Annotated in this window: 23 protein-coding genes; 12 read left to right on the top strand and 11 right to left on the bottom strand. The window is 63.8% G+C overall.

Annotated elements, in window-relative coordinates; all coding sequences use genetic code 11:
- Nucleotides 1-164: 164 nt before the first annotated feature.
- The 8 genes from C1M53_RS03460 to C1M53_RS03425 form a co-directional block, all read right to left on the bottom strand.
- Nucleotides 165-920, bottom strand: coding sequence for an MBL fold metallo-hydrolase (locus tag C1M53_RS03460; RefSeq protein ID WP_129410967.1), 756 nt, complete (start codon nt 918-920; stop codon nt 165-167).
- A gap of 193 nt (nt 921-1,113) precedes the next feature.
- Nucleotides 1,114-1,905: an ATP-binding cassette domain-containing protein gene (locus C1M53_RS03455; RefSeq protein WP_129416002.1), complete on the bottom strand. Its 792-nt coding sequence runs from the start codon at nt 1,903-1,905 to the stop codon at nt 1,114-1,116.
- Nucleotides 1,906-1,909: 4 nt separating this feature from the next.
- Nucleotides 1,910-2,800: an ABC transporter ATP-binding protein gene (locus tag C1M53_RS03450; protein ID WP_129410966.1), complete on the bottom strand. Its 891-nt coding sequence runs from the start codon at nt 2,798-2,800 to the stop codon at nt 1,910-1,912.
- Nucleotides 2,797-3,648 carry an ABC transporter permease gene (locus C1M53_RS03445; RefSeq protein ID WP_129410965.1) on the bottom strand — a complete coding sequence of 284 codons (852 nt, stop codon included), beginning with the start codon at nt 3,646-3,648 and terminating at the stop codon, nt 2,797-2,799. The genes C1M53_RS03450 and C1M53_RS03445 overlap by 4 nt, the downstream gene beginning before the upstream one ends.
- On the bottom strand, nt 3,641-4,648 hold the full coding sequence (locus C1M53_RS03440) for an ABC transporter permease (protein ID WP_129416001.1): 1,008 nt from the start codon (nt 4,646-4,648) through the stop codon (nt 3,641-3,643). Before C1M53_RS03440 ends, C1M53_RS03445 begins: the two co-directional genes overlap by 8 nt.
- Nucleotides 4,649-4,697: 49 nt before the next feature.
- Nucleotides 4,698-6,233, bottom strand: coding sequence for an ABC transporter substrate-binding protein (locus C1M53_RS03435; protein ID WP_129410964.1), 1,536 nt, complete (start codon nt 6,231-6,233; stop codon nt 4,698-4,700).
- Between the two features lie 62 nt (nt 6,234-6,295).
- Entirely contained in the window at nt 6,296-6,697 is a 402-nt protein-coding gene (locus C1M53_RS03430) for a RidA family protein (protein ID WP_129410963.1), read from the bottom strand.
- A 59-nt stretch (nt 6,698-6,756) separates the two neighbouring features.
- Nucleotides 6,757-8,325, bottom strand: coding sequence for an NAD(P)/FAD-dependent oxidoreductase (locus tag C1M53_RS03425; protein ID WP_129410962.1), 1,569 nt, complete (start codon nt 8,323-8,325; stop codon nt 6,757-6,759).
- A 139-nt stretch (nt 8,326-8,464) separates the two neighbouring features.
- Here C1M53_RS03425 and C1M53_RS03420 point away from each other — a divergent pair, with 139 nt between their 5' ends.
- The 7 genes from C1M53_RS03420 to C1M53_RS03390 all read left to right on the top strand — a co-directional run bounded on the left by C1M53_RS03420 (nt 8,465) and on the right by C1M53_RS03390 (nt 16,415).
- Entirely contained in the window at nt 8,465-9,256 is a 792-nt protein-coding gene (locus tag C1M53_RS03420; protein ID WP_129410961.1) for a cyclase family protein, read from the top strand.
- An 8-nt stretch (nt 9,257-9,264) separates the two neighbouring features.
- Nucleotides 9,265-10,833: an NAD(P)/FAD-dependent oxidoreductase gene (locus C1M53_RS03415; protein WP_129416000.1), complete on the top strand. Its 1,569-nt coding sequence runs from the start codon at nt 9,265-9,267 to the stop codon at nt 10,831-10,833.
- Nucleotides 10,830-11,315, top strand: coding sequence for a MarR family transcriptional regulator (locus C1M53_RS03410; protein ID WP_245488429.1), 486 nt, complete (start codon nt 10,830-10,832; stop codon nt 11,313-11,315). Before C1M53_RS03415 ends, C1M53_RS03410 begins: the two co-directional genes overlap by 4 nt.
- A gap of 146 nt (nt 11,316-11,461) precedes the next feature.
- Nucleotides 11,462-12,019: a VOC family protein gene (locus C1M53_RS03405; protein WP_245488563.1), complete on the top strand. Its 558-nt coding sequence runs from the start codon at nt 11,462-11,464 to the stop codon at nt 12,017-12,019.
- Between the two features lie 12 nt (nt 12,020-12,031).
- The gene (locus C1M53_RS03400) at nt 12,032-14,185 is read left to right on the top strand and encodes an indolepyruvate ferredoxin oxidoreductase subunit alpha (protein WP_129410959.1); all 2,154 of its coding nucleotides are present in this window, start codon (nt 12,032-12,034) and stop codon (nt 14,183-14,185) included.
- The gene (locus tag C1M53_RS03395; RefSeq protein WP_129410958.1) at nt 14,182-15,753 is read left to right on the top strand and encodes an indolepyruvate oxidoreductase subunit beta family protein; all 1,572 of its coding nucleotides are present in this window, start codon (nt 14,182-14,184) and stop codon (nt 15,751-15,753) included. The genes C1M53_RS03400 and C1M53_RS03395 overlap by 4 nt, the downstream gene beginning before the upstream one ends.
- A gap of 149 nt (nt 15,754-15,902) precedes the next feature.
- Nucleotides 15,903-16,415, top strand: coding sequence for a MarR family transcriptional regulator (locus C1M53_RS03390; RefSeq protein WP_129410957.1), 513 nt, complete (start codon nt 15,903-15,905; stop codon nt 16,413-16,415).
- Nucleotides 16,416-16,481: 66 nt separating this feature from the next.
- Here the strand turns inward: C1M53_RS03390 and C1M53_RS03385 are convergent, their stop codons facing one another.
- The 3 genes from C1M53_RS03385 to C1M53_RS03375 form a co-directional block, all read right to left on the bottom strand.
- Nucleotides 16,482-17,405, bottom strand: coding sequence for an ABC transporter permease (locus C1M53_RS03385; protein ID WP_129410956.1), 924 nt, complete (start codon nt 17,403-17,405; stop codon nt 16,482-16,484).
- Nucleotides 17,406-17,410: 5 nt separating this feature from the next.
- Nucleotides 17,411-18,190, bottom strand: a complete 780-nt coding sequence (locus C1M53_RS03380) for an ABC transporter ATP-binding protein (RefSeq protein ID WP_129410955.1) — start codon at nt 18,188-18,190, stop codon at nt 17,411-17,413.
- Between the two features lie 276 nt (nt 18,191-18,466).
- The gene (locus tag C1M53_RS03375; RefSeq protein ID WP_129410954.1) at nt 18,467-19,453 is read right to left on the bottom strand and encodes an ABC transporter substrate-binding protein; all 987 of its coding nucleotides are present in this window, start codon (nt 19,451-19,453) and stop codon (nt 18,467-18,469) included.
- A 177-nt stretch (nt 19,454-19,630) separates the two neighbouring features.
- Here C1M53_RS03375 and C1M53_RS03370 point away from each other — a divergent pair, with 177 nt between their 5' ends.
- From C1M53_RS03370 to C1M53_RS03350, 5 genes are all read left to right on the top strand, one after another.
- The gene (locus C1M53_RS03370) at nt 19,631-20,371 is read left to right on the top strand and encodes a GntR family transcriptional regulator (protein WP_129410953.1); all 741 of its coding nucleotides are present in this window, start codon (nt 19,631-19,633) and stop codon (nt 20,369-20,371) included.
- A 279-nt stretch (nt 20,372-20,650) separates the two neighbouring features.
- Nucleotides 20,651-22,975 carry a bifunctional salicylyl-CoA 5-hydroxylase/oxidoreductase gene (locus C1M53_RS03365; protein ID WP_129410952.1) on the top strand — a complete coding sequence of 775 codons (2,325 nt, stop codon included), beginning with the start codon at nt 20,651-20,653 and terminating at the stop codon, nt 22,973-22,975.
- The gene (locus tag C1M53_RS03360) at nt 22,972-23,751 is read left to right on the top strand and encodes an SDR family NAD(P)-dependent oxidoreductase (RefSeq protein ID WP_129410951.1); all 780 of its coding nucleotides are present in this window, start codon (nt 22,972-22,974) and stop codon (nt 23,749-23,751) included. Before C1M53_RS03365 ends, C1M53_RS03360 begins: the two co-directional genes overlap by 4 nt.
- Before the next feature lie 22 nt (nt 23,752-23,773).
- Nucleotides 23,774-24,229, top strand: coding sequence for a cupin domain-containing protein (locus C1M53_RS03355; RefSeq protein ID WP_129410950.1), 456 nt, complete (start codon nt 23,774-23,776; stop codon nt 24,227-24,229).
- A 75-nt stretch (nt 24,230-24,304) separates the two neighbouring features.
- Complete coding sequence (locus C1M53_RS03350) at nt 24,305-25,147, top strand: enoyl-CoA hydratase family protein (protein ID WP_129410949.1); 843 nt, start codon at nt 24,305-24,307, stop codon at nt 25,145-25,147.
- The last annotated feature ends 2 nt before the right edge of the window (nt 25,148-25,149 follow it).

The raw sequence follows: 25,149 nt of genomic DNA, 5'->3' as shown, positions 1-25,149 counted from the left end.
CGATCAGTAGAATGTCGTTTCAGTTCTCCGGGATTGTATTCCTCTGATGGCCATTTCAGTCCTTGCAGGGGAATGGTTTTCGCCGTTCACAGGCAAGCATATGGCGCGGAAGTCCCGCTTGGCCAGTCCCTTCCGTCTGTGGGCAGGAGGAAGGAGGGCTCGGTTCACGCCTTGTCTATGCGCACGGTCTCACCATCCGCCGGGATCAGGAGGCGGTCGGCTCCGATGCCGGCGGCCTCGGCTGTCCGGCGCAGCGTAGCTCGGTCGATCGTGGCATGGTCGAGCGCTTCCATGTGGACGGCAATCACCTTGGCCTGCGGTGCCGAACGCGCCACCTCGACGGTCTGCCTGTCGTCCATGACGATGAGTTCACCGTCCCAGCGCGCACCGCAGGAATGGGTGACGACGATATCCGGTTTCGTCGTGGCGATCGTCTCGGCGACCGGCGGATAAAGCACCGTGTCACCAGCCCAGTAGAGCGACGGCTCGCCCTCCGCCTCCAGCGAAAAGCCGATCACCGCCCCCATCTTCTCGACCACCGGCCCCAGCCCGTGGCTGCCGTCGCGGCGGGTCAGCCGGATGCCGTTCCAGGTCAGATCCGAAGCAAGCGTCGTGACATTCTCGAAGCCGAAGCCGCGGATTTTCTCCTCGTTGCCCGGCTGGCAGATCAGCGGCAGGTCCTTTGCGATGACGGTCTGCGCCACCGTGTCGAAATGGTCGGCATGCAGGTGCGAGACGATGACCAGGTCGACGCCGTCGAGGATTTCCTCGATGCTTGCGGGCAGGTCGACCATCGGGTTCGGCGAACGCCCGGTGAAGGAGGGACGGCTGTGCCTGTCGCCGAAATCCGGGTCGACAAGCAGCGTCTTGCCGCCGACTTCGATCTTCAGCGCGGCGTTTCGGAACAGGCGGATTTTCATGATGACCTCGGCAAGGATGCGACGGTGCCGATGTGTACCCCGCTCTGAACCTGGGAGAAAGGCTCGTGTGCCACGCATTGCTGTGCCACCCGCTTAACGCCAGACGATCCGCGCAGCGTAAGGGGCGGCACGAACGATCGATGTTTGCGATGTTCAAACCGCCAACACCTGTTCCGGCGACGTCCCGCCTGTTCTACCAGCGTATCGAAGGATCCGGTGTCGGAATGGCGTCGAGCAGTTCGCGCGTATAGGCGTGCTGCGGCCGTTCGAACAGGTCGGCGGTCGCGGCGTCCTCGACGATCTCGCCCGCACGCAGCACGATGACACGGCTGCACAGCCGGCGGATCACCGACAGGTCGTGGCTGATGAAGGCGAGCGTCAGCCCGAGTTCCGCCACCAGTTTTTCAAGCAGCATCAGGACCTGCGCCTGCGAGGACACGTCGAGGCCGGAGACGATCTCGTCGGCGAGGATGAATTCCGGCCGCATGGCTATGGCACGGGCGATGCCGACGCGCTGGCGCTGGCCACCGGAGAGTTCGTGCGGATAGCGCCGCGTGAAATCAGCGGGCAGGCCGACATGTTCGAGCGCCTCGCTGACGCGTGGATCGTTCGCTTTGGCATTCAGCGGCGCCGCCACCGTGCGCCCGACCGTCAGGCGCGGGTTGAGCGACGACAGCGGGTCCTGGAAGATCATCTGGATGCGCGGCCGCAGCGGCCGCATAGCGGCGTCGGATAGATGCGCGATGTCGTGCCCGTCGAACAACATGCGGCCGCCGCTCGGCTCGGACAGGCGCACCAGCGTGCGCCCGAGCGTCGTCTTGCCGGAACCGGACCCGCCGACAATGCCGAGCACCGCGCCGCGCGGGATGGTGAAGCTGACGCCTTTCAGGATCTCCAGCCGTGGTGCCGGCCCGAACAGCGGCTTTCGTGTCATGTCGGCGACATCGACGATGAGGTCCGAAATCTCGAAGATGTTGTCAGCCATCTTGTCAGCCACCGGCGCCTCCATTCGGACGCCAGGCGCTGTCGCTGGCCACGATTTCGGCGGCGACGGCATCGAGCACCGCGCGTGGCACCGGCTGCAGTGACGAGGCTGGATCGGTGTGGCGTGGCGTCGCCGCCAGCAGCGCCGAACTGTAGGCGTGCTGCGGAGCCGCGAAGAAGCGCTCAACCGTGGTGTCTTCGACCACCTTGCCGGCATAAAGCACCGAAAGTGTGTCGCAGACCTTGGAGACCACGCCGAGGTCATGGGTGACGAACAGCAGTGCCGTACCATGGCGCGCCTGCAGTTCGGAGATCAGTTTCAGGATCTGCTTCTGCACGGTGACGTCGAGCGCCGTCGTCGGTTCGTCGGCAACGATCAGCTTTGGCTCGGCGGCGAAGGCCGAGGCAATCAGGATGCGCTGGCGCATGCCGCCGGACAGCTCGTGCGGGTAGAGCCGCATGATGCGCTCGGGCTCCGGGATGCTGACTTCCGCCAGCACCTCCAGCGCGCGCGTCGCGGCCCGCGCCTTGGTCCAGCCGAGGATGTCGACGAGACGGTTGGTGATCTGCGGGCCGATGCGTCGCGACGGGTTGAGCGCCGTCAGCGGATCCTGCGGGATCAGTGCTGCCTTGGCGCCTATCAATCGCCTGCGTTCGGCCGCCGACACCTTCTGCAGGTCCTGGCCGTCGAGCAGGATCTCGCCTTCGATGATCTCGACGGCTTTTGGCAGCACGCCGAGTACGGCCTTGCCGATCATGCTCTTGCCGGCACCACTTTCGCCGACCAGTCCACGTACCGAGCCGGACGGCAGGCTGATGTCGACTGAGCGCAGCAGGCGCTGGCCGGTGCCGGCAAGCCGGGCCGACAGCCCGCGTATCTCGAGGAAGCCGTTCATCGCAGCACCGGATCGAAACGTTCGCGCAGGCCGTCGCCGAACTGCGCGAACGACAGCACCGTGAAGAAGAGCGCGATGAGCGGGAACACAAGCACCCACCAGGCCTGATGGATGCTGGTGCGGCCTTCCGCGATCATGCCGCCCCAGGTCGGCTGGTCGGTCGAGATCGACAGGTTCACGAAGGACAGGATCGCTTCGACGATGACGGCGATGCCCATTTCCAGCGTCAGCAGCGCGATGATGGTGGGCAGCACATTGGGCAGGATCTCGCCGGCCAGCGTGCGCAGCCGCGTGAAGCCTGCCACCTTGGCGCTGTGCACATAATCCATCTTCGACTGGTTGAGCGTTTCGGCACGCACGACGCGGCAGAAGCGCGTCCAGTCGATGATGACGATGGCCAGGATGACGGAGGTGAGGCCGGTGCCGAGCACCGCGATCAGCAGGATCGCGAACAGCACCGGCGGGAACGCCATCCAGATGTCGACCAGCCGGCTGATCAGCCGGTCGGCCCAGCCGCGATAGAAGCCGGCGACGAGGCCGAGCGCCGAGCCGAGCAGGCAGGTGGCGGTGCCGGCGATCAGGGCGACGATCAGCGCAATGCGCGCGCCATGGATGATGCGCGACAGCACATCGCGGCCAAGGCTGTCGGTGCCCAGCCAGTAGCCGGGCTCCGCGCCCGCCACCCAGGCTGGTGGGAGACGGCCGAGCATCAGGTCCTGCGCGAGCGGGTCATGCGGGCTGATCCATGGCGCCAGCAGCGCGGCCAGCACGAACAGGGTCAGCCACAGCGCCGACAGCCAGAGCCTTGCGCCGGCGCGCCGGCGTATCGAACCGCGTCCGTCAAGCATGGCGCAGCTTCGGGTTGAGGAAGGCATAGGTCATGTCGACGGCCAGATTGACGAAGGTGAACAGGATGGCGAACAGGATGACGATGCCTTGGATCAGCGGCAGGTCGCGGTTGATGACGGCGTCGATCGCCATGTTGCCGAGCCCCTCATAGGAGAACAGCCGCTCGATGATGACGGTGCCGCCGATCAGGAAGGTGAACTGCACGCCGACCAGTGTCAGCGTCGGCAGGATCGAGTTGGGCAGGGCTTCCGACAGGATGACCCTGGTTTCCGAATAGCCCTTGGTGCGGGCGAGCACGGAATAGTCGAGATTGACCGTTTCCTTCAGCGACTGCTTGAGCAGTTGCGAGATGATCGCGGCCAGCGGCAAGGCGAGCGCCAGCGCCGGCATGAACATGTGGGAAAGCAGGTCTGCCAGGATGTCGAAGCGCAGGCGCAGGATGCTTTCGAACAGATAGAACTGGCTGGTGAAAGGCAGCTCCAGCCGTGGCGAGACGCGCCCCGAAATCTGGAAGACGGGCCAAAGCACGCCGAACAGCAGGATCAGCGCCAGCCCCCACAGGAAATCCGGAACCGACAGGCCGATGCCGTTGGCGACGTCGATGCCGGCTTCCGTCTTGCGGCCCCGGAAGCGTGTTCCAAGAATGGCCAGCGTCACCCCGATCGCTACCGCCATGACCAGCGCCATGATCGACAGTTCCAGCGTTGCCGGCAGCCGGTCGAGCACCAACGACAGTACTGGCTGGCGGGTGGAGATCGACGTGCCGAAATCGCCATGCAGCACATTACCGAACCAGATGACGAACTGCTCGAAGATGGATTTATCCAGCCCGTAGAGTGTTTTCAGTCGTTCGATATCGGCCTCGGACGCGCCGGGCGGCAGCATCATGGCGATGGGATTGCCTGGTACCACGCGGATGACGACAAAAACGATCACCGCCACGCCGAACAGCGTGATCAGCGTGGTGATGAGCCGGGAGACGGTCTGGCGAAGAAGCATCATGAGGAGAAGGCCCCAGCCCGGCGAAAACCGGGCCGGGGATTTCAGTTTATGCGCGCTTGATCAGGTGCGGCAGCAGCGCACCCGACTTGTGCGGCGTCACCTTCAGGCCCTCGCGGTGCACGATCGGCTGCGCATATTGCAGCAGCGGGATCACCAGCCCTTCATCGGCGATGTAGCGGTCGACGTCCTTCCAGCCCTGGATGCGCTTGGCTTCGTCCTTCTCGCCCCACAGCGGGATGATGCGGTCGATGAGATCCTTGCCGTCCCAGACCGAATGCGGGCTCGGGCCGAACATGGCGAAGCCGGTCGAGGTGGTCGGATCGCCGACGGCGTTGCCCCAGTTGTAGAAGGCGGCCGGTGCCAGCTTGTCGGCGGCACGCAGCTCGTAGTGCTGTGCGATCTCGTAGACCTCGATCTCGGCCTCGATGCCGACCTTGCGCCACATGCCGACGATCGCCTGGATCATCTCGTAGTCCTTCGGCTTGAAGCCGCGTGTGGTCTGGATCTTGAACTTCACCGGCTTCTCCGGCGAGTAACCGGAAGCAGCCAACAGCTTCTTGGCTTCCTCGACATTCGCATCGACCTTGATCGAAGCGTCATAGGCTGCGTATTCCGGCGTCTCCAGCGTCGACAACGGCACACCGTAGCCGCGCAGCAGGCGGTCGATCAGCAGTTGCTTGTCGATGGCCTTGATGGCGCCGAGGCGGACATTCTTGTCCAGCATCGGGTCGACGTCGTTGATGAAGATCATCGCGATGTCGGAGATGGTTTCGCAGCTGCCCTTGAGCTTGCCGCCGATCAGCCGGTCATACTCTTCATACGGGATTTCCAGCGTCACGTCGGAATTGCCGGATTCGACTTCGGCGACGCGGCTGGCGGCGTCGGTGACGAACTTGATGGTGACGGTTTCGAAATCTGGCTTGCCGCCCCAATAATCGGGGTTGGCTTTCAGGCGTACGAAGGCATTGCGTTCATAGCGGTCGACCATGTACGGCCCGGTGCCGATCGGCTTGGCCTCGAAGCCTTCAGCGCCGACCTTTTCGTAATACGCCTTCGGCAGCACATAGCCGGTCAGGAACGACATCCATTTGAAGATGGTCGGCTCGAACTCGATGACGTCGGCCTCGACACGGTTGCCGGTGACCTTGAAATTACCGACCTTCGACCACACGAACTGGATCGGATTGCCGGTTTCGGCCTTGCCGGCACGTGCCAGCGACCAGGCGACGTCTTCGGCCGTGAACGGGCTGCCGTCATGCCATTTGACGCCTTCGCGAACCACCAGGAAGATCTTGGAGCGGTCGTCGTTCCAGCCCCATTCGGTGATCAGCCCCGGCGCAAAGGACAAGTCCGGGTTCTGGTGGATGAACATGTCGAAGACAGACTGGTAGAAGCCCTGGATGGTCGGGTTCACCGCCGACGGGCCGACCGTCGGATCCCAGGAGGGCAGGTTGACGTTGTAGGCGATGGTGAGTTCGTCCTTGCCCTGGGCAAAGACCTTGCCTGGCAGCGTCAGGCTGGCAGCAGCCACGCCGGCGCCCGCCAGTTTCAGCAGGGTACGTCTGGTTGGATGTCCGTTCATCGTTGTGTTCCCCATTATTGTGATGCCCATTATTGTGTGGTGCGAGGCGTCGAACGGCTTGCTCAGAGTGCCGCCGTTGCCTCGATCTCGATGAGAAATTCCGGCATGGCCAGCGTCTGGACGCCGATCAAGGTGTTGGCGGCCGGCGTGGCGTCGCCGAAGAAGGCCTTCACTTCGGCCTCGATCGGGCCGAGCTTGTCGGGCGTGTGATTGACGACATAGGTGCGCAGCCGCACCACGTCGCCTGGCGTGGCGCCGACTTCCGCCAGGACGGTCTTGAGATTGGCCAGGGCCTGGCGTGCCTGCGCTGCCAGGTCGCCCGGGCCTACGAGTTCGCCGGCGCTGTTCCAGGCAACCTGGCCTGCCATATGCAGGGTGCGCCCGCTGTTCTGCTCGACGGCATGGGAAAATCCGAACGGCAGCGACTTGTACATGCTGTCCGGGTTGATCGCCTTGCGCTTCATATGGGTCCTCCCACCTCTGGAGCCCGCTCCCCGCGAGCCATGTTCATTGCAGTTTCGTATCAGCCGCCCGCAAGCTGCTGCGCGAGCAGAAAGCCGGAGCCGGCGCCGACGCCCGCGCCTGGCCATGTCGCGGCCCCAGCCAGATGGAAATTGCGCACTGGTGTGCTCCAGTCGGCCGAGCCCGTTGCCGGCCGGAACAGGAAGTTCTGCGAAAGATGATGGCTGCCGCAGATCTGGTCGCCGCCGACCAGATTGGCATTGCCGCTTTCGAGGTCGAGCGGGCTCACCACCGTGCGCTTGATGATCTTGGCCGACAGTCCTGGCGCATAACGCTCGATGATGGCGATCGCCCGGTCGGCGTAGGCCTCGCGCACCGTTGTCCAGTCGCGGTCCTGAATGATGCCGGCAGCGTCGCCCTTGATTTCTGCCGGCACGACGCGCGTCTGAAGCCACAGTATGTGTTTGCCGCCCGGTGCACGGCCAGGATCGATCGCGGTTGGCTGGCCGACCACGATCACCGGCTCGGCGGGCAGCAGCCCGGCCTGCGCTTCCTGATAGGCGCGCGCCATGACATCCAGCGACGGCGCGACATGCACATAGGCGAAACGCTGCAGGGCAGGGTCGGCCCAGTCGGGCAGCGAATCCACCGCCAGGTGGATCATCATCGTGCCCGGCGCATGGCGGAAATCCCGCATTTTCCGATCGAAGCCGCTGTTGCCGGACCCTTCGGGCAACAGCCCGGCGAGAGCTTTCGGGGAGACGGTTGCGATGACGGCGCGGCTGGCTTCGAAGCGGCGCCCATCAGCCAGCACAACACCGGTCGCGCGACCACCGGCGGTGACGACACGCTCGACCTTGGCATTGCACTCGATGGTGCAGCCATGACCTTCGACCATTGCCGTCAGTGCCCCGATCATGGTGTCGGCGCCACCCTTGCCCAGCACCATGCCGAAGCTCTGGTTGGCCATGCCTTCGAGATAAGGGAAGACGGCACCGCCGGCGATGTCGGGCGCGAAATCCAGATGCATGCCCCAGGCGCCCAGCAGCGCTTTCACCTCGTTGCTTTCGAAGGTCTCGTCCAGCCAGGCGCGCGGTGACGACAGCAGGAAGCGGCCGAGGTCGAGCGTGCCGGAGATGCCGTCCCTGCGCAGCAGCGAAAACAAGATACGTGCAAGTGCACGCTTTTTCATCGAGCTGCCGAGGATCGAAAAGATCCGCTCCGCCCGCGCCGGGAACGCCTTCACCAGCGTCTCCCAGGTCTCGCCGTCGCGTGTCGAAACCGCGCGGATGCGGGCCGTCGTCGTGGCCAGGTCGGTGGAGACGCCGAGCCAGCGCCCGCCCGGAAACACCGAGGCGAAACAGTCCTGTGCTGGTGCAAACTCCAGTCCGTGTTGTGCCAGTTCAGCGCCGTAAACCCGGTTGAATGCTGAGCCTGCGAACAGGCTGAGGTTCATCGCGGCGAGGTCGTGGCGGAAACCGGGTTCGGTCAGCTCAAGCGTCTTCACGGCGCCGCCCGGGCGGTCTGCCGCCTCGAACAGACCGACCTTCCAACCGCGTTTGGCGAGATGCGCCGCACAGGCAAGTGCGTTGTGTCCCGCGCCAATGAAAATGGCGTCGTATTTGGTCATGGAATTAGTTCACCCTTAAAATGATATTTGCATACGCATCTAAACTCGTCTAGCCTGATCTTCGGGAAAAACCGGAGCCGCCGCGATTGCCAGGTGGCCGGTCAAAAGAATGAAGAACACGCAATCAGGAGGATTGAACATGACCGCTGCAAGCGCGCTGGCCAGCCTGGCCGAGCTTCTGGTGAGTGGAAAGGTTGACGTCGTCGACCTGTCCGCGCCGCTGGGTCCCGACACGCCGCTTCTCAAGCTGCCGCCGGAATTCGCGGTGGATACGCCCAAGATCGAGATTCACACCATCTCGGAATACGACAAGAACGGTCCGTTCTGGGCCTGGAACTGGCTGAAGATCGGTGAGCATTCCGGCACGCATTTCGATGCGCCCCACCACTGGATCACCGGCAAGGAATATTCCGACGGCTACACGGACACGATTCCGGTCCGCAACTATGTCGCGCCGGTCAATGTCATTGACTGCTCGGCCGAGTCCGCGGCCGACAACGACTACCTGCTCACCGCGGAGGGCGTGAAGGCCTGGGAAGCCAAGCATGGCGCCATCGGCAAGGGCGAATGGGTGGTGATGCGCACCGACTGGGACAAGCGCAACGGTTCCGAAGCTTCCTTCCTCAATGCCGACGCCAATGGCCCGCATTCGCCTGGACCGACGGTCGACTGCATCGAATACATCATCGAGCGCGGCGCGATCGGCTGGGGCACCCAGTGCATCGGCACCGACGCCGGTGCTGCCGGCGGCATGACCCCGCCATTCCCGGCGCACAACCTGATGCACAAGGCCAACCGTTATGGTCTGGCCAGCCTGTGCAATCTCGACAAGCTGCCGGCCAAGGGCGCGATCCTGATCGCGGCGCCGCTGAAGATCGTCAAGGGCACCGGCAGTCCGGTGCGCGCGATGGCGCTGGTCCCTCGCGGCTAGGGCTGATCATCGTGGCCTACGATCACATCATCATCGGCAGCGGCATCAACGGGCTCGTGGCGGCGGCAATGCTGTCCAAGTCGGGCGCGCGGGTGCTGCTTCTGGAGCGCGAGCAGCGGCTCGGTGGCTGCATGCTCAGCGCCGAGGCGACATTGCCGGGCTTCACCCATGACGTGATGGCAGCCACTTTCGTTCTTTTCCTGACCGGGCCTGCCCATGGTGCGCTCGGTCAGGATCTTGCCCGTCACGGGCTCGAATTCTGCCATACGCCGCATCCGACGGCGGCGTTGCGCCCCGATGGCTCGAGCGTGGTGCTGACCACCAACCGTGCCGCCAATATAAAGGCCTTCAATGGCCTGTCGTCGGGCGATGGCGACCGTCACGCCACCGATGTCGGCTCGATCGAAGCCAGCGCTGAATTGCTGTTCGGTCTGCTGGGCGGTCAATTGTGGAGCCTCGCCACGGCCAAACTGCTGGCGCGCGAAGCCTGGCGGCGCGGCCTGCGCGGCCTCGTCGAATATTTCGGCGGTGCCCTGGCGCCGGCGCGCGGCTGGCTGGAGACAAGCTACAAGTCGCCGAACATCCAGGCCTTGCATGCGCCATGGGCGCTGCATTGCGGCCTGTCGCCGGAAGACACCTATTCCGCCCAGATGGGCAAGGTCATCGCCTTCGCGCTGGAAGCGGCAGGCGCCCCCATCGTCAAGGGCGGGGCCGGCAAGGCCGTCGACGCGTTCCGTGCGCTGATCCAGGAACAGGGCGGCACGATCCGGACCGGCGCCGATGTCGAGCGCATTCTTGTTCGTGGCGGCAAGGCGACCGGTGTCCGGCTTGCCGGCGGCGAGGAGATCGGCGCTTCGAATTCCGTCATCGCCTCCGTTGCGCCAGGCCAGCTCTACGGGCGCCTGCTCGGTCCGGATGCACCATCACCAGCCAAGGACGCGACACGTACCTATCGCCACGGTCGTGGCAACTTCCAGCTTCACTATGCGCTCGACCGCGCGCCGCGCTGGCGCGCCGAGGGATTGGAGAAGGTAGCGCTCATCCATCTCACCGATGGCATCGACGCCGTTTCCAGGTCGCACAACGAGGCGACCCGCGGCATGCTGCCGGCTACGCCGACCATGTGTGTCGGACAGCCGGCCTCGCTCGATCCGTCGCGCTGCCCCGAAGGCAAGGCGATCCTCTGGATCCAGGTGCCGGATGCGCCGCGCTTCATCAAGGGTGACGCCGCCGGCGAGATCGCCACGCAGGGCGCATGGGACGACGCGACGCGCGAGGCGTTCGCCGATCGCCTCGAAGCGATCCTGGCGAACCACATCGAAGGCTTCCGCGAGACCGTGCTGGCGCGGCGGGCCTATTCTCCGGCCGATCTCGAAGCGATGAACATCAATCTGGTCGGCGGCGATCCCTATGGCGGCGCCTGCACCATCGACCAGTTCTTCGTCTGGCGGCCGTTCGCAGGATCGGTCAACCACCGCAGCGCGGTCAAATCCCTTTATCACATCGGCGCTTCGACCCATCCGGGTCCGGGCCTCGGCGGCGGGTCGGGCTTCCTCGTGACCAAGGAGTTCCGGTGAACGAACGCACGATCATAGGCGACGATACCGATGGCCCGCGGCTCGGTGAGATCGGGCTGCAGCAGTTCGCGCCCTATCTGATGAACCGCATCATGGGTCGCTACAATGCCTCGCTGCGCGAAGACCTCGCCAAGCTCGGCCTGACCACGCCGAAGATGCGTGCACTGGCCGTGCTGTCGGTGATCGACAACCTCGCCATCAGCCGCCTTGCCGTCTATGCCATCACCGAGCAGTCGACGCTCAGTCGCGCGCTCGACGCGCTGGAAACGGATGGGCTGGTGCGCCGCACCGCCGATCCGGAAGACAGCAGGGCGACGCGTATCTCCATCACGGAAGCCGGCCGCGCCGCGTTCGAGACGCTGTGGCCGACCATGCGCCACAGCTACGAGCACATGTTTGCCGGCATCGACGTGGCCGAGCGCACCGCTTTCGTGGCGACCTTGCAGAAGATGCTGCTCAACGTGCGCAAGCACGAGTTCTGACCGACCTGGAGCATTTCCCTTCCTCCATGGAACGCTCCAGCTCCGACGCAACAAACGAATGATCTGAAGGCATAGAATTCCAGCCAAGTGTCGATCCGAGGACCGAGATGAGCAAGAATTTCCTGATCGTTAGCGCCTTCGCCGCCATGCTCTGGCCGGCACATGCCATGGCCGAGCCGATGCCCGGGGTTCGCGGCATCAACCACATCGGCCTCACCGTGCCGGACATCAAGGCGGCCGAAGCGTTCTTCGTCGACGTGATGGGGTGCCAGAAGGCGACGAGCTTCGGCCCGTTCCGCGACGACAAGGGCGACTTTATGAAAGACCTCGTCGACGTTGATCCACGTGCGGTGATCAACGAGATCACCCTGCTGCGCTGTCAGTCCGGTTCGAACATCGAACTGTTCGACTACAGCGCGCCCGACAAGAAGGACGTGCGGCCGCGCAATTCCGACAATGGCGGACACCACATCGCCTTCTATGTCGACGACATCGATGCGGCGGCGAAATACCTGACCGCCAAGGGCATCCGCACCCTCAAGGGGCCGATGCCGATCAACGAAGGTCCCGTTGCCGGCCAGTCCATTCTCTACTTCTTCACGCCGTGGGGCCTGCAGCTCGAGGCCATCTCGTTCCCGAAGGGCATGGCCTACGAGAAGAACGGCGGCACGGTGTTGTGGTCGAACACGGACCCATCGAAATAAGGAAGACACGCCATGGCTGAACGGTCATTCGCCAAGGAGGTGAAGAAGCTGAAGCTCGGAGCCGGTGAGGAATTCACCGGCGAGGGGATTCTGGCCATCACCAAGGCACTGCTGCAATGCGGTGTCGGTTATGTCGGCGGCTACCAGGGGGCGCCGATCAGCCACCTTATGGATGTGCTGGCGGACTCCCAGGAGATACTGGCCGAGCTTGGCGTGCATTTCGAGGCGAGCGCTTCCGAAGCCACCGCCACCGCGATGCTGGCGGCTTCCGTGCACTATCCGATCCGTGGCGCTGCCACCTTCAAGTCCACGGTCGGCACCAACGTCGCCTCCGATGCATTGGCCAACCTCGCCTCCGGTGGCGTCACCGGCGGTGCGTTGATCATCGTCGGCGAGGACTATGGCGAAGGCTCCTCCATCATGCAGGAGCGCAGCCATGCCTTTGCCATGAAGAGCCAGGTCTGGCTGCTCGACCCCCGCCCGAACCTGCCGTCGATCGTGGCCGCGGTCGAGCACGGTTTCGAACTGTCGGAAGCCTCCAACACGCCAGTCATGCTGCAGGTGCGCATCCGCTGCTGCCACGTGCATGGTTCCTTCACCGCCAAGGACAATGTCCGGCCGGCCATGACCGTTGCCGACGCACTGGAAAATCCGCGCCGCGACACCCAGCGCATCGTGCTGCCGCCCGCCTCGTTCCTTCACGAGAAGGAAAAGATCTCCAAGCGCCTGCCGGCTGCCATCGACTACATCAAGCGCCACCAGCTCAACGAGACCTTCGGCGGCTCCGGCAAGGTCGGTATCGTCATGCAGGGGGGCATGTACAACGGCGTCATTCGTGCGCTGCAGCGGCTTGGACTTGCCGATGTCTATGGTGAGACCGAGGTGCCGCTACACGTGCTCAATGTCACCTATCCGCTGGTCGAGGACGACCTCGTCGCTTTCTGTGCCGACAAGGATGCGGTGCTGATCGTCGAAGAAGGGCAGCCCGACTACATCGAGCAGGCGCTCGGGTCGATGCTCTACAAGGCCGGCGCTTCGGTAAAGCTGGAAGGCAAGGGCGTGCTGCCGATGGCCGGCGAATATTCCGGCGACGTCATGCTGTCCGGCATCGGTGCATTCATGCGCAAGCATGGCAGCGACCTGCTGGCCCCGGAAATCCGCGCGCCCAACGTGCCGGCGCCGCCGATCTTCGATGATCTCGCCAAGACGGTGCCGATGCGCCCGCCGGGCTTCTGCATCGGCTGCCCGGAACGGCCGATCTTCGCGGCCACCAAACTGGCCGAGCAGGAACTGGGCAAGCACCACATCGCATCCGACATCGGCTGCCATCTGTTCTCGATCATGCCGCCCTTCGAACTGGGCGCCACGACGATGGGCTATGGCCTCGGCCCGGCTTCGGCTTCCGCCTTCAATTCGCCGGAAGCCAAGCGGCGCTCCATCTCCTTCGTCGGCGATGGCGGCTTCTGGCACAATGGCCTGACGTCTTCGATCGGCAACGCGGTCTTCAACAAGAACGACGGCGTCATCGTAGTCGTGGACAACTACTATTCGGCGGCGACCGGCGGCCAGGATATCCTGTCTTCGCGTGCCTCCAACCGCACCAAGTCGACCAAGCATCCGATCACCGATGCCATCAAGGGCATGGGCGTGAAGTGGGTGCGCCATATCGAGCGCACCTATGATGTCGGCACCATGCGCGATGTGCTGAAGGAGGCGCTGACGACGGAGGAGAAGGGACCCAAGGTCATCGTCGCCTCGTCCGAATGCATGCTCAACCGCCAGCGCCGCGAAGCGCCGCTGAAGAAAAAGGCGATTGCCGAGGGCAAGCGCATGGTGAAGACCAAGTTCGGCGTCGACGAGGATGTCTGCACCGGCGATCACGCCTGCATGCGCCTCTCGGGCTGTCCGTCGCTGACGGTCAAGCATCTCGACGATCCGCTGCGCGACGATCCGGTGGCGGCGATCGATGAGAACTGCGTCGGCTGCGGCAACTGCGGCGAGGTCGCCGATGCCGCCGTGCTGTGCCCGTCCTTCTACCAGGCCGATGTGATTTCCAACCCGACCGGCTGGGATCGTTTCTGGTTCGGCCTGCGCCAGCGTGTCATCGCCGCGCTGCAGGGCTGGCGCGAGCGCGGCAGGCCGGTGTTTGGAGACGTCACGGCATGAAGTTCGGGTTGCCGGAAGGGCCGGATACGACCGGCCGCATCATCAAGATCTGTATCCTGGCCGTGGGCGGGCAGGGCGGCGGCGTGCTGAGCGGCTGGGTAACCGATGTCGCTCAGCGCGCCGGCTGGCATGTCCAGTCGACGTCGGTGGCCGGCGTCGCCCAGCGCACCGGCGCCACCATCTATTATGTCGAGATGCTGCCGCGCGATCCGGAACGGCCGAATGACCGTCCGGTGCTCTCGCTCAGCCCGTCGCCTGGTGACGTCGACATCCTGGTTGCTGCGGAATTGGCCGAAGCCGGCCGCGCTGTGCTGCGCGGTTTCGTGACGCCCGATCGCACCACGCTGATCGCTTCCAGCCATCGCATGCTGGCGGTGTCGGAAAAGATCGTGCCGGGCGACGGCCGCGCCGATTCCGACACGGTGTCGCGCCGTGCCGGTGAGGCGGCGAGGCGGCTGATCCATTTCGACATGGAGGCGATGGCCAAGAAGGCCGGCAGCGTGGTCTCCGCGAGCCTGTTCGGTGCGCTGGCCGGCTCGGGCGAATTGCCTTTCACGCGTGAACAGTTCGAAGCCACCATCAAGGCCGGCGGCAAGGGTGCCGAGGCCAGTCTAGCCGCTTTTGCGCTGGCTTACGATCGCGCCGCCGGTGGCGAGGCGCCTGCTGTTGTTTCCGAAACGAAAGCAAAGCCGCCCGAAGGCGTGGTTTTGCCGAAGTCGCTGCAGCGTGGATGGGAGGCGCTGTCTGCCCGTGCCAATGCCCTGCCGCAGCCGGTGCGCGAGATGGCCGAGCCTGGCCTGCGCAAGGTGGTCGACTTCCTCGATCTCGCCTATGGCGAGGACTATCTGTCGGAACTGGAACGTCTTGTGGCGGCAGACAGCGAGGCCGAGGCTTATGCCTTCTCACGCGAAGCGGCGAAATATGTCGCCAACGCCATGGTCTATGACGACATCATCCGTGTCGCCGACCTGAAGACCCGGCCAGGACGTTCGCAACGCGTGCGCGACGAAGTGCACCTCGGCAAAAGCCAGACACTTGCAACGACCGAATATTTCCACCCGCGCATGGAAGAAATGGTTGGCCTGATGCCGGCCGGCCTCGGCGCTGCGCTGGAGGCCCGGCCGAAGATGATGAAGACGTTCAACCGCTTCATCGACCGAGGCCGTCGCATCCGCACCGATACGATCTTCGGCTTCGGCATGTTGTGGACGATCGGTGGCCTGCGCCGCTGGCGTAGGGGCCTGTTGCGCCACAAGGTCGAGGCGGCGCATATGCGCGAATGGCTGCAGCTTGCGGAAGCCGAACGCGGCCGGGATTACGCGCTTGGCGTCGAGGTGCTGAAATGCCGGCGCCTGATCAAGGGTTATTCCGACACCCATGCGCGCGGCCATTCCAAATTCGACAAGGTGCTGGCCTGCCTGCCCATGCTGCGCGGCCGCGCCGACGCGGCGGACTGGGTGAGGCGTCTGCGCGAAGCAGCTCTTGCCGATGCCGATGGTGTGGCCCTCGACGGCGCCATCAAGACGGTACGTTCCTTCGCGGACGATCCCGGCACGCTGGCTGGCTGAATTCGCCGGGTCCGCTCCGATTGACGGACCCGGCAGTTACTTTATGCTTTGACCATCACGGATGGAGTCGAGGCCATCTGCGAGCCGTGCCGGGGGGCGCGGTGTGTTTGATGGGGCGCCCGCGAGATGCGGCAGGGGTGGATTCATCGATGACGGAAGCTGATATCGAAGGGTGGCTGGACAGCGAGACCAAGGCGGTCGAAGCGCCGGCCGATCATGGTGACGAGACGCGGTTGTGGCTGCGGCTGCTCACCTGCACCACACTGATCGAGGCGGAGATCCGCCGTCAGCTGCGCGAGGAATTCGACTTCACCCTGCCGCGCTTCGATCTGCTGGCACAGCTCGAACGGGCGGAAGACGGCATGGTGCTTGGCGAGGTTTCGCGCCGCATGATGGTGTCGGCCGGCAACCTGACCGCACTGGTGGAGCGCCTGGTCGAAAGCGGCCATATCAGCCGCACCACGTCACCAACCGATCGCCGCGTGCAGATCGTGGCGCTCACTGCCTTCGGGCGCAAGGAATTCCGCAAGATGGCCGACCGCCATGGCGATTGGATCGGTGCGCTGTTCCAGGGGCTTTCGACGCGCGACCGCGAGGTGCTGATGAAGGAACTCGGCAAGCTGAAGGGCTCGATCCGCGGCGCGCTTGCCGACAACGCCTGATCGCGAATTTCTTCCGGAATTTACATTGAAAGGGCCGCGCAGCTTTCGTTGCGCGGCCCTTCTTTGTCACTCCCGCATCACTTCGCGGGCGGCGCCGGGTGCCCGGCCGCGCTTCAGGCTGGGCAGCGCCAGCATCAGCAGGACGAACAGGCCGGTGGCCAGCTTCAGGTCGGGCGGCGGCATGCCGGCGGCCAGACACAGCGAGACGAGCTGGTAATAGACGACGGCGCCGACGAAAGGCGCCGCCAGCTGGCGCAGCACCGTCTGCTTGCCGGTGATCGCTTCACCGATCATCAGCGCGGCGAGGCCGTTGATGAGGATGCCGAGACCCATATTGACGTCGGCGAAGCCCTGCGACTGCACCATCAGCGAACCGCTGAGCGCCGAGAACGCGCTGGCCAGGCCGACGCCGCCGATGGTCGCCGTCCATACATTGATGCCTTGTGCTTCGGCCATGTCGGGATTGGAGCCGACGGCGCGCACGCCTGTGCCGCGCTCGGTCTTGAAGTAGAGATAGAGCAGCACCAGCACGAGCAGGCCGATGGCGCCGGCTATGACGATCTTGGTGCTCGGGAAGCCGGGCTGCCCGAAAGGCGACCAGTTGAACAGCGATTCCATGCCGAACACAGACAGGTTGGAACGTCCCATGATGCGCAGATTGATCGAATAGAGCATTGTCATCATCAGGATGCCGGCCAGCAGCGTATGGATGCGGAAGCGCAGATGAATGTAGGCGGTGCAGCAGCCGGCAGCGAAACCGGCAATGAGCGCGGCGGCGATCGCCGTCAGCGGTGACTGGCCGGCGGCCAGCAGCACGCCGGCGACACAGCCGCCGAGCGGGAAGGCGCCTTCGCTGGTCAGGTCCGGGAAGGACAGCATCCGGAACGGGATCATGATGCCGAGCACCACGAAGGAGAGGATGAGGCTCTGCGCCAGGGTGACGGGAACGAGCGCGACAAAACTCGAGAAAATGTCCTGAATCATGGCCATGGGGGTCAGCTCGCGAGCAGCATGCGGTCGCTCTTGACGGCGAAATGGCCGATCAGGTCCGCAACGGAGGTCTGTTTCTTTTCCTCGCCGCCGATTTCAAGGCGTACCTTGCCGGCGTCGAGCATGATGATGCGATTTCCGTAGTCGACGGCATGCTGCATGTTGTGCGTCACCATCAGCGTGGTGAGCTTCAGCGCCTCGACTGCCTTTACCGTCGCTTTCATGACAATGTCGGCCGTGCGCGGATCGAGCGCCGCGGTGTGTTCGTCGAGCAGAAGCAGTTCCGGCTCGCCGCCCACCGCCATGATCAGCGAGAGCGACTGTCGCTGGCCGCCCGAAAGCAGTTCGACACGGGTATCCAGACGGTTCTCGAGACCGAGGCCGAGCAGTGCCAGCCGTTCCTTGTAGGCAGCAAGCCGCGTCGCGTTGAGACCCTGGCGCAGCCGGCGCTTCTGGCTGCGCAGGTCGGCAAGCAGCATGTTCTCGGCCACCGTCATCGAAGCGGCAGTGCCTTTCATCGGATCCTGGAAAACGCGGGCAAGCTTGGCGGCGCGCTTGTAGACCGGCATCCCGGTCACGTCGGTCTCGTTGATCTGGACCTTGCCGGTGTCGAGGATCAACGCGCCGGAGATGGCATTGAGCATGCTGCTCTTGCCGGCGCCGTTGGAGCCGATGACCACGCCGAAATCGCCCGTCTTGAGCGACAGGTTCAAACCGTCGAGCGCGATCTTCTCGTCGGCCTGTCCTTTGAAGAATACCTTGCGCGCCGATTTTATTTCCAGCATCCGCACCTCCTGGCGCAATGGTCCGGCGGCGTATTTTCGCCAGCCCTGACGAGCGCTGTCCAATCTTTTCAGGAGCCGCCTTGCGCCATGATGGCAGCAGCTTCCTGGCGCTAGAGCATTTTGTAGCCAAGTGAAATCACTTGGCGTTACAAAAATGCAACGAAAACAAAAACTTAGAGCTGTTCCGCGTTTCCGTGAAAAACGGAAACGCTCTAAGAAAAAGCGACGCCCGAGTGTTATGTCCGGGCGCCGCCACGCAGTTCTATCGCACTGAACTCAGTCGGCGAAGCACTTGCAGTCGTCGAGCGCTGCCGGGATCTTCAGGCCGAAGTCAGCCGCGACCTTCTTCGAGATCAGCGGGCTGTGGTCGGCATAGGCCGGACGGAACGGCGCGATTTCCTTCGGGTCCTTGCCCTTCAGGATCTCGGCTGCGATCTTGCCGGCAGCGAGACCGACCTGGTCGTAATTGACCGCGAAGCTGGCCGGAACCACGCCCTTGCGCACGGCGCCGTCGTCGGAGTTGACGATCGGGATGCCGGCCTGGCGGGCAGCTGCAGAAACCGCGGCAATCGCGGGCTGCAGCAGGTTCGAAGCCGGCGTGTAGATCACATCTGCCTTGCCCTTGAGCGAGGCGATGCGCTGTTGGATGTCGTTGACGTTGTCGACGCCGACGGCAACCACTTCGAAGCCAGCCTTCGGAGCGGCTTCCTTGATCTTCTCGAGCACGGCGACGTCATTGGCTTCGCCGGGGTTGTAAGGCACGCCGAAGCGCTTGGCTTCCGGCAGCAGCTTCTTGGTGAATTCCATCACGGCGGCCACGTCCTGCAGGTCGGACGAGCCGGTGATGCCGGTGTCGCCGGCTTCCCACGACGGGACCAGCTTGGCAGCGACCGGGTCGGTCACGGCGGTGAAGACGATGTTGATGCCGCTGCCGGCGAGCTGCTGCTTGGCGATCTGCGAGACCGGGGTGGTCACGGTGTAAATCAGCTTCGGGTTTTCGGCCTTCAGCTTCTCGATCATCTGCGGAACCAGCGTGGCGTCGAAATTGGTGTGGCTTTCGGTGAAGACCACATCCTTGCCTTCGACGAAGCCGCTTTCGGCCAAGCCTTTCTTGAAGCCGGCGATCGAGGCGTTGAGCTGCGGATGTTCGCCGAAATTGGCGATGCCGATACGGATCGGATCTGCGGCGGCGCTGACCACGCTGGCGATCAGCGAACCTGCAAGTACTATTCCGGACAGCCATCCGGCCTTAGACGAAATCATGTTTTCCTCCCAGATTTGGCAAGCGGCCGTCTCTCCCCGGCGCCCCAGATTGCATCATAACGGGTCGGCAAACCTTGTCAAAAGGTTTATATATAAAATATCTGCTGTGGATGTTTGATATATTATTTTGCCGATGGGCCCGCCAAATATATGATCCTTGCGTGGAGGAAAAGTGCGATGCGGGATGAGGAGCCCTCGACCAAGACGGAAGCGGCCTACTGGCGGCTGCGGCGGGACATTCTGACCACGCGGCTGGAGCCGGGCACGCCGCTGAAACTTGGTGCATTGAACCAGATCTACGGCTTCGGCTGGACGCCGTTGCGCGAGGCATTGTCACGGCTGGAGGCGGAAAAACTGGTCACGGCGGTGAGCAACCGTGGCTTCGCGGTTGCGCCGGTTTCGCGCGCGGAACTGGAGGACCTCATCCGGGCCCGCGAAGTGGTCGAGCTGCCGCTTTTGGAGGAGTCCATCCGCAAGGGCGGGGCCGAGTGGGAATCCGCCGTGGTGACGGCGCACTACCGGCTGTCGCGTTGCAAGTTCTCGCCTGAAGATCCGTCCGAAGCCGCGATCGAGGAGTGGGACGAACGCCACGCCGCCTTCCATGCGGCGCTTGTCAGTGCCGCGAGTTCCGCCTGGCTGCTGCGCTTCCAGGCGATGGTCTACGACCAGCTTCGCCGCCACCAGCATTACCTGAGCCTGGCGCCGATGCTGCGCGCCGCGCGTGGCCGCGGCGGCAATTTCGAGAAGGCGGTTGCGGCGCTGCATGACGCGATGGGCATCGACCACCACACCGAGCTGATGGACGCGGCCTTCGATCGCGATATCGAACGCGCTCGCACGCTGATGACGGAGCACATTTCCTTCACCCTGCAGGCCTTCGTCACTTTTGAAGGTGTCGATGCCGGCGAGGCCGCCTAGCCGCAGACGACGCGGCCCGGCAAGCGCTCCTGCGCGTCAGAGGGCGAGTCCCTGCAGGTCTGGTGGCGTTGGCGCTCTCCAGAAACAGCACAAGAATACATCGCCAGACAACCGGCGGCCCCCGAGTAAAGAGGGTGGCTGAGGGCGCGGCCTCGCGTCGCGGGGTGAAAGATCGTACACGGCAATCACTTTAAGCTTGAAATATCTTCGGAGAGAGCCCACTATCGCTTCATGGTTCACGCACGGCCTTGACCGGCCGTGAGCAGAGCGGAGATGACCATGAAGATCGTGTGTATCGGTGGCGGACCGGCCGGGCTCTATTTTGCCCTGCTGATGAAGAAGCAGCACCCCGAACATCAGGTCACCGTGGTCGAGCGCAACCGCCCTTACGACACCTTCGGCTGGGGTGTGGTGTTCTCCGACGCCACCATGCAGTCGATGCGCAAGTGGGATCCGGAAACCGCTGCAACCATCGAGGATGCCTTCAACCATTGGGACGACATCGAGCTGGTATTCAAGGGTCGCAAGATCCGCACCACCGGCCATGGCTTCGTCGGCATTGGCCGCAAGAAGATGCTGAACATCCTGCAGGATCGCTGCATCGAACTCGGCGTCGAGATGGTTTTCGAGCGCGAGGTTACGGGCGACGAGGAATTCCCCGACGCCGATCTCATCATCTCTTCGGATGGCGTCAATTCGCGCATTCGCAATAAATATGCCGACGTCTTCCAGCCGGACATGGTGATGCGGCCGAACCGCTTCATCTGGCTCGGCACCAGCAAGGCTTTCGATGCCTTCACCTTCGATTTCCAGCGTACCGAGCATGGCTGGTTCCAGGCTCATATCTACCGTTTCGACGACAACACCTCGACCTTCATCGTCGAGACCACCGACGAGGTGTTCCAGGCGCATGGCATCGACAAGATGGACCAGGACCAGTCGATCGCCTTCTGCGAGAAGCTGTTTGCAGAAACGCTGGATGGCCACAGCCTGATGACCAACGCGCGCCATCTGCGCGGCTCGGCCTGGCTGAATTTCGGTCGCCTGATCTGCGGCAAGTGGAGCCATTTCAACGGCAACAGCCATGTCGTGCTGATGGGCGACAGTGCCCACACAGCGCATTTCGCCATCGGTTCAGGTACCAAGCTTGCCATCGATGACGCGATCGAACTGACCAACCAGTTCAACATCGCGGGGCACGACGCCAAGAACATTCCAGCCGTGCTCGAGGCCTATGAAGAAGTACGCCGCGTCGATGTTGCGCGCATCCAGAACGCGGCCCGCAACGCCATGGAATGGTTCGAGGTGGTCGGTACGCGTTACGCCGACACGCTGGAACCGGAACAGTTCATGTATTCCATGCTGACGCGCTCGCAGCGCATCAGCCATGAGAATTTGCGCCTGCGCGACAAGGATTGGCTGGAGGGCTACGAGCGCTGGTTCGCCGAGCGCGCCGGCGCGCCGGCCCAGCCGAACGGCCGCCCGATCCCGCCGATGTTCACGCCTTACAGGGCGCGCGGACTGACCTTGCACAACCGCGTCATCGTCTCGCCGATGGCGATGTATTCGGCCAAGGACGGTATGCCGAACGATTTCCATCTGGTCCATCTCGGCTCGCGCGCCATGGGTGGCGCTTCGCTGGTGTTTCCGGAAATGATCTGCGTGTCGCCGGACGCGCGCATCACGCCGGGCTGTCTTGGCCTGTGGAACGAGGAACAGAAGGAAGGCTATCGCCGCCTCGTCGATTTCGTGCACAACGACACGCCGGCCAAGATCGGCATCCAGCTCGGTCATGCCGGTCGCAAGGGTGCCACGAAGGTCGCTTGGGAGGGTACCGACCAGCCGGTGGAGCAGGGTGGTTGGCCGCTGATCTCGGCTTCCGCCATCCCCTACCTGCCGCATTCGGACGTGCCGCGCGCTGCCACGAAAGAAGATCTGGAGCGGATCAAGGCGGATTTCGTGCAGGCCACGAAATGGGCTGACGAAGTCGGCTTCGACATTCTCGAACTGCACTGCGCCCACGGCTATCTGCTCTCCGCCTTCCTGTCGCCGCTGACCAATCTGCGCGACGACGAATATGGCGGCGACCATGCTGCGCGCGCCAGATATCCGCTCGAGGTCTTCCACGCCATCCGTGCCGTCTGGCCCGAGGACAAGCCGATCTCGGTCCGCCTCTCGACCAATGACTGGTACGAAGGCGGCAACACGCCGGAAGACGCCGCCATCTTCGCGGCCATGTTCAAGGAAGCTGGCGCCGACCTCATCGACTGTTCGTCGGGGCAGGTGGTGAAGCAGGAGAAGCAGGTGTTCGGTCGCATGTGGCAGACGCCTTTCTCCGACAAGATCCGCAACGAGGTACAGGTGCCGACCATCGCCGTCGGTGCGATCTCGGAGGCTGACCACGCCAATTCGGTGATCGCGGCCGGCCGCGCCGATCTCTGCGCCATTGCCCGTCCGCATCTGGCCGACCCGTCCTTCGTCATGCACGAAGCCGCCAAAGTCGGTTATTCCGGCCAGGTCTGGCCGAAGCAGTATTATGCGAGCCGGCAGCAATATGAGGCCAACCTGGCCCGCGCGGCGGCCGAAGCGTCGGGGCGCAAATGAGCGCAGCGCGTCACGCCCTCATCACCGGTGCCGGCAGCGGCATCGGCCGTGCCATTGCGCTCGCCTTGGCAAAAAGCGGGCATGCCGTCTCGCTGGCCGGGCGTCGCGCTGCACCACTGGAAGACGTTGCCAGGGAGATCGCGGCCGGCGGTGGCAAATCCGTCGTGATCGACGGATTTGATGTCACCGATGCCGCGACGATTGCCTCTGGCTGCGCCAAAGCTATTGCCGCCTCGGGCGAAGTCGCGGTTCTGGTCAATTGTGCCGGCGAGGCACCCTCGGCGCCCTTCGAGCGCACGGATGCAGCACTCTGGGGCCGCGTCATCGGTATCAACCTGACTGGCACTTTCCTCGTCACGCAGGCTTTGCTGCCTTCGATCCGCAAGGCCGGAAAGGGGCGCATCGTCAACGTTGCCAGCACCGCCGGCCTGACCGGTTATGCTTATGTTTCGGCCTACTGCGCCTCCAAGCACGGTGTCGTCGGCCTGACCCGGGCGCTTGCGCTGGAACTGGCGCGCACCGACGTTACCGTCAATGCCGTCTGCCCCGGTTTCACCGACACGCCATTGCTCGACGGTGCGGTAGACACCATCGTCGGCAAGACTGGCCGCACTGCCGATGAGGCACGCGCCAACCTTGCCCGTGCCAATCCGCAAGGCCGCCTGGTGACACCGCAGGAGGTTGCCGATGCGGTGCTGTGGCTGGTGTCCGAAGGAGCGGGCGCCATCACCGGCCAGGCCATCGCGGTCGCCGGCGGCGAAGTCATGGCCGGTTGAGAACAATCAAAGGGAGGAACGCATGACTGACAAAGCTTTGGAGAAAGGCATCACCGAAAACGGTACCGGTTACGAAGCGACCGAGTGGAACATCCTGGGCCAGCGCTACTTTCCGAAGGCCACCTGCGCATCGAGTTTTGCCTTCGAGACCAACAGCGACGCCGGCCAGTTCGTACCGGTCCACATCCATCCGACGCAGGAGGAGTTCATCCTCGTGCAGGAAGGGCAGCTGGAGCTGAAGCTCGACGGCAAGTGGTTCACGGCCAGGGCCGGCGATCTGGTGCGCATGCCGCGCGGTGTCCCGCATGGTTATTTCAACAAGTCCGACAAGCCGGCCCGTGCGTTGTTCTGGGTATCTCCGGCCGGCAGGCTCGAGGACCTGTTCAAGAAGCTGCACAATCTCACCGATGTCGAGGAAGTGGTGCGGCTTTCGGCAGAGCATGACGTGGATTTCCTGCCGCCGTCGGCCAACGACTGACGACCGGCCCGCACAACAGGACGACAGACCGGCACGCCGATGGGCGTGCCGGAAGCAAGCAAGGATAAATGAGCGATGACCGACGCGATGCTGGACAAGAAGCGCCCCTTCAAGGGCCACAAGGCCAAGCACTTCCTGTTCGAGACCGATGCGGACGGCCGTGTCGCCACGATCACGCTCAACCGGCCGGAGCGCAAGAACCCGCTGACCTTCGAAAGCTATGAGGAGCTGGGCGACCTGTTCCGTTCGCTGCATCGAGCCAGCGACGTCCGTGCCATCGTCCTGGCGGGCGCCGGCGACAATTTCTGTTCTGGTGGTGACGTGTTCGAGATCATCGAGCCGCTCACCAAGATGGCGATGCCGGAGCTTCTGGCCTTCACCCGCATGACCGGAGACCTGGTTCGCCAGATCCGCGCCTGCCCGCAGCCGATCATCGCCGCCGTTGACGGCATCTGCGCTGGCGCAGGCGCGATCCTGGCGATGAGTGCCGACTATCGTGTCGCGACGCCTGAAGCCAAGACCGCCTTCCTGTTCACCCGCGTCGGTCTGGCCGGCGCCGACATGGGCGCTTGCGGCATTCTTCCGCGCATCATAGGCCAGGGCCGCGCTGCAGAGCTTCTGTTCACCGGCCGTTCGATGTCGGCCGCCGAAGGCCATGCCTGGGGGTTCTACAATGCGCTGCATGAGCGTCCCGTCATGCTGGCCGAGGCACAGCGTTTCGCCCGTAATCTCGCCGATGGACCCTGGTTCGCGCATTCCATGACCAAGAAGATGCTCGATCAGGAATGGTCTATGGGCATCGAGGAACTGATTGAATCCGAAGCCCAGGCGCAGGCCATCTGCATGGCGACGGGCGATTTCCGTCGTGCTTTCGAGGCCTTCGCTGCCAAGACGAAGCCGGTTTTCGAAGGGAACTGACG

Source organism: Mesorhizobium sp. Pch-S (assembly GCF_004136315.1).
GTDB lineage: Bacteria > Pseudomonadota > Alphaproteobacteria > Rhizobiales > Rhizobiaceae > Mesorhizobium.
The sequence above is the reverse complement of the archived record's forward strand: the minus strand, read 5'-3'. Positions and strand labels throughout refer to the sequence as shown.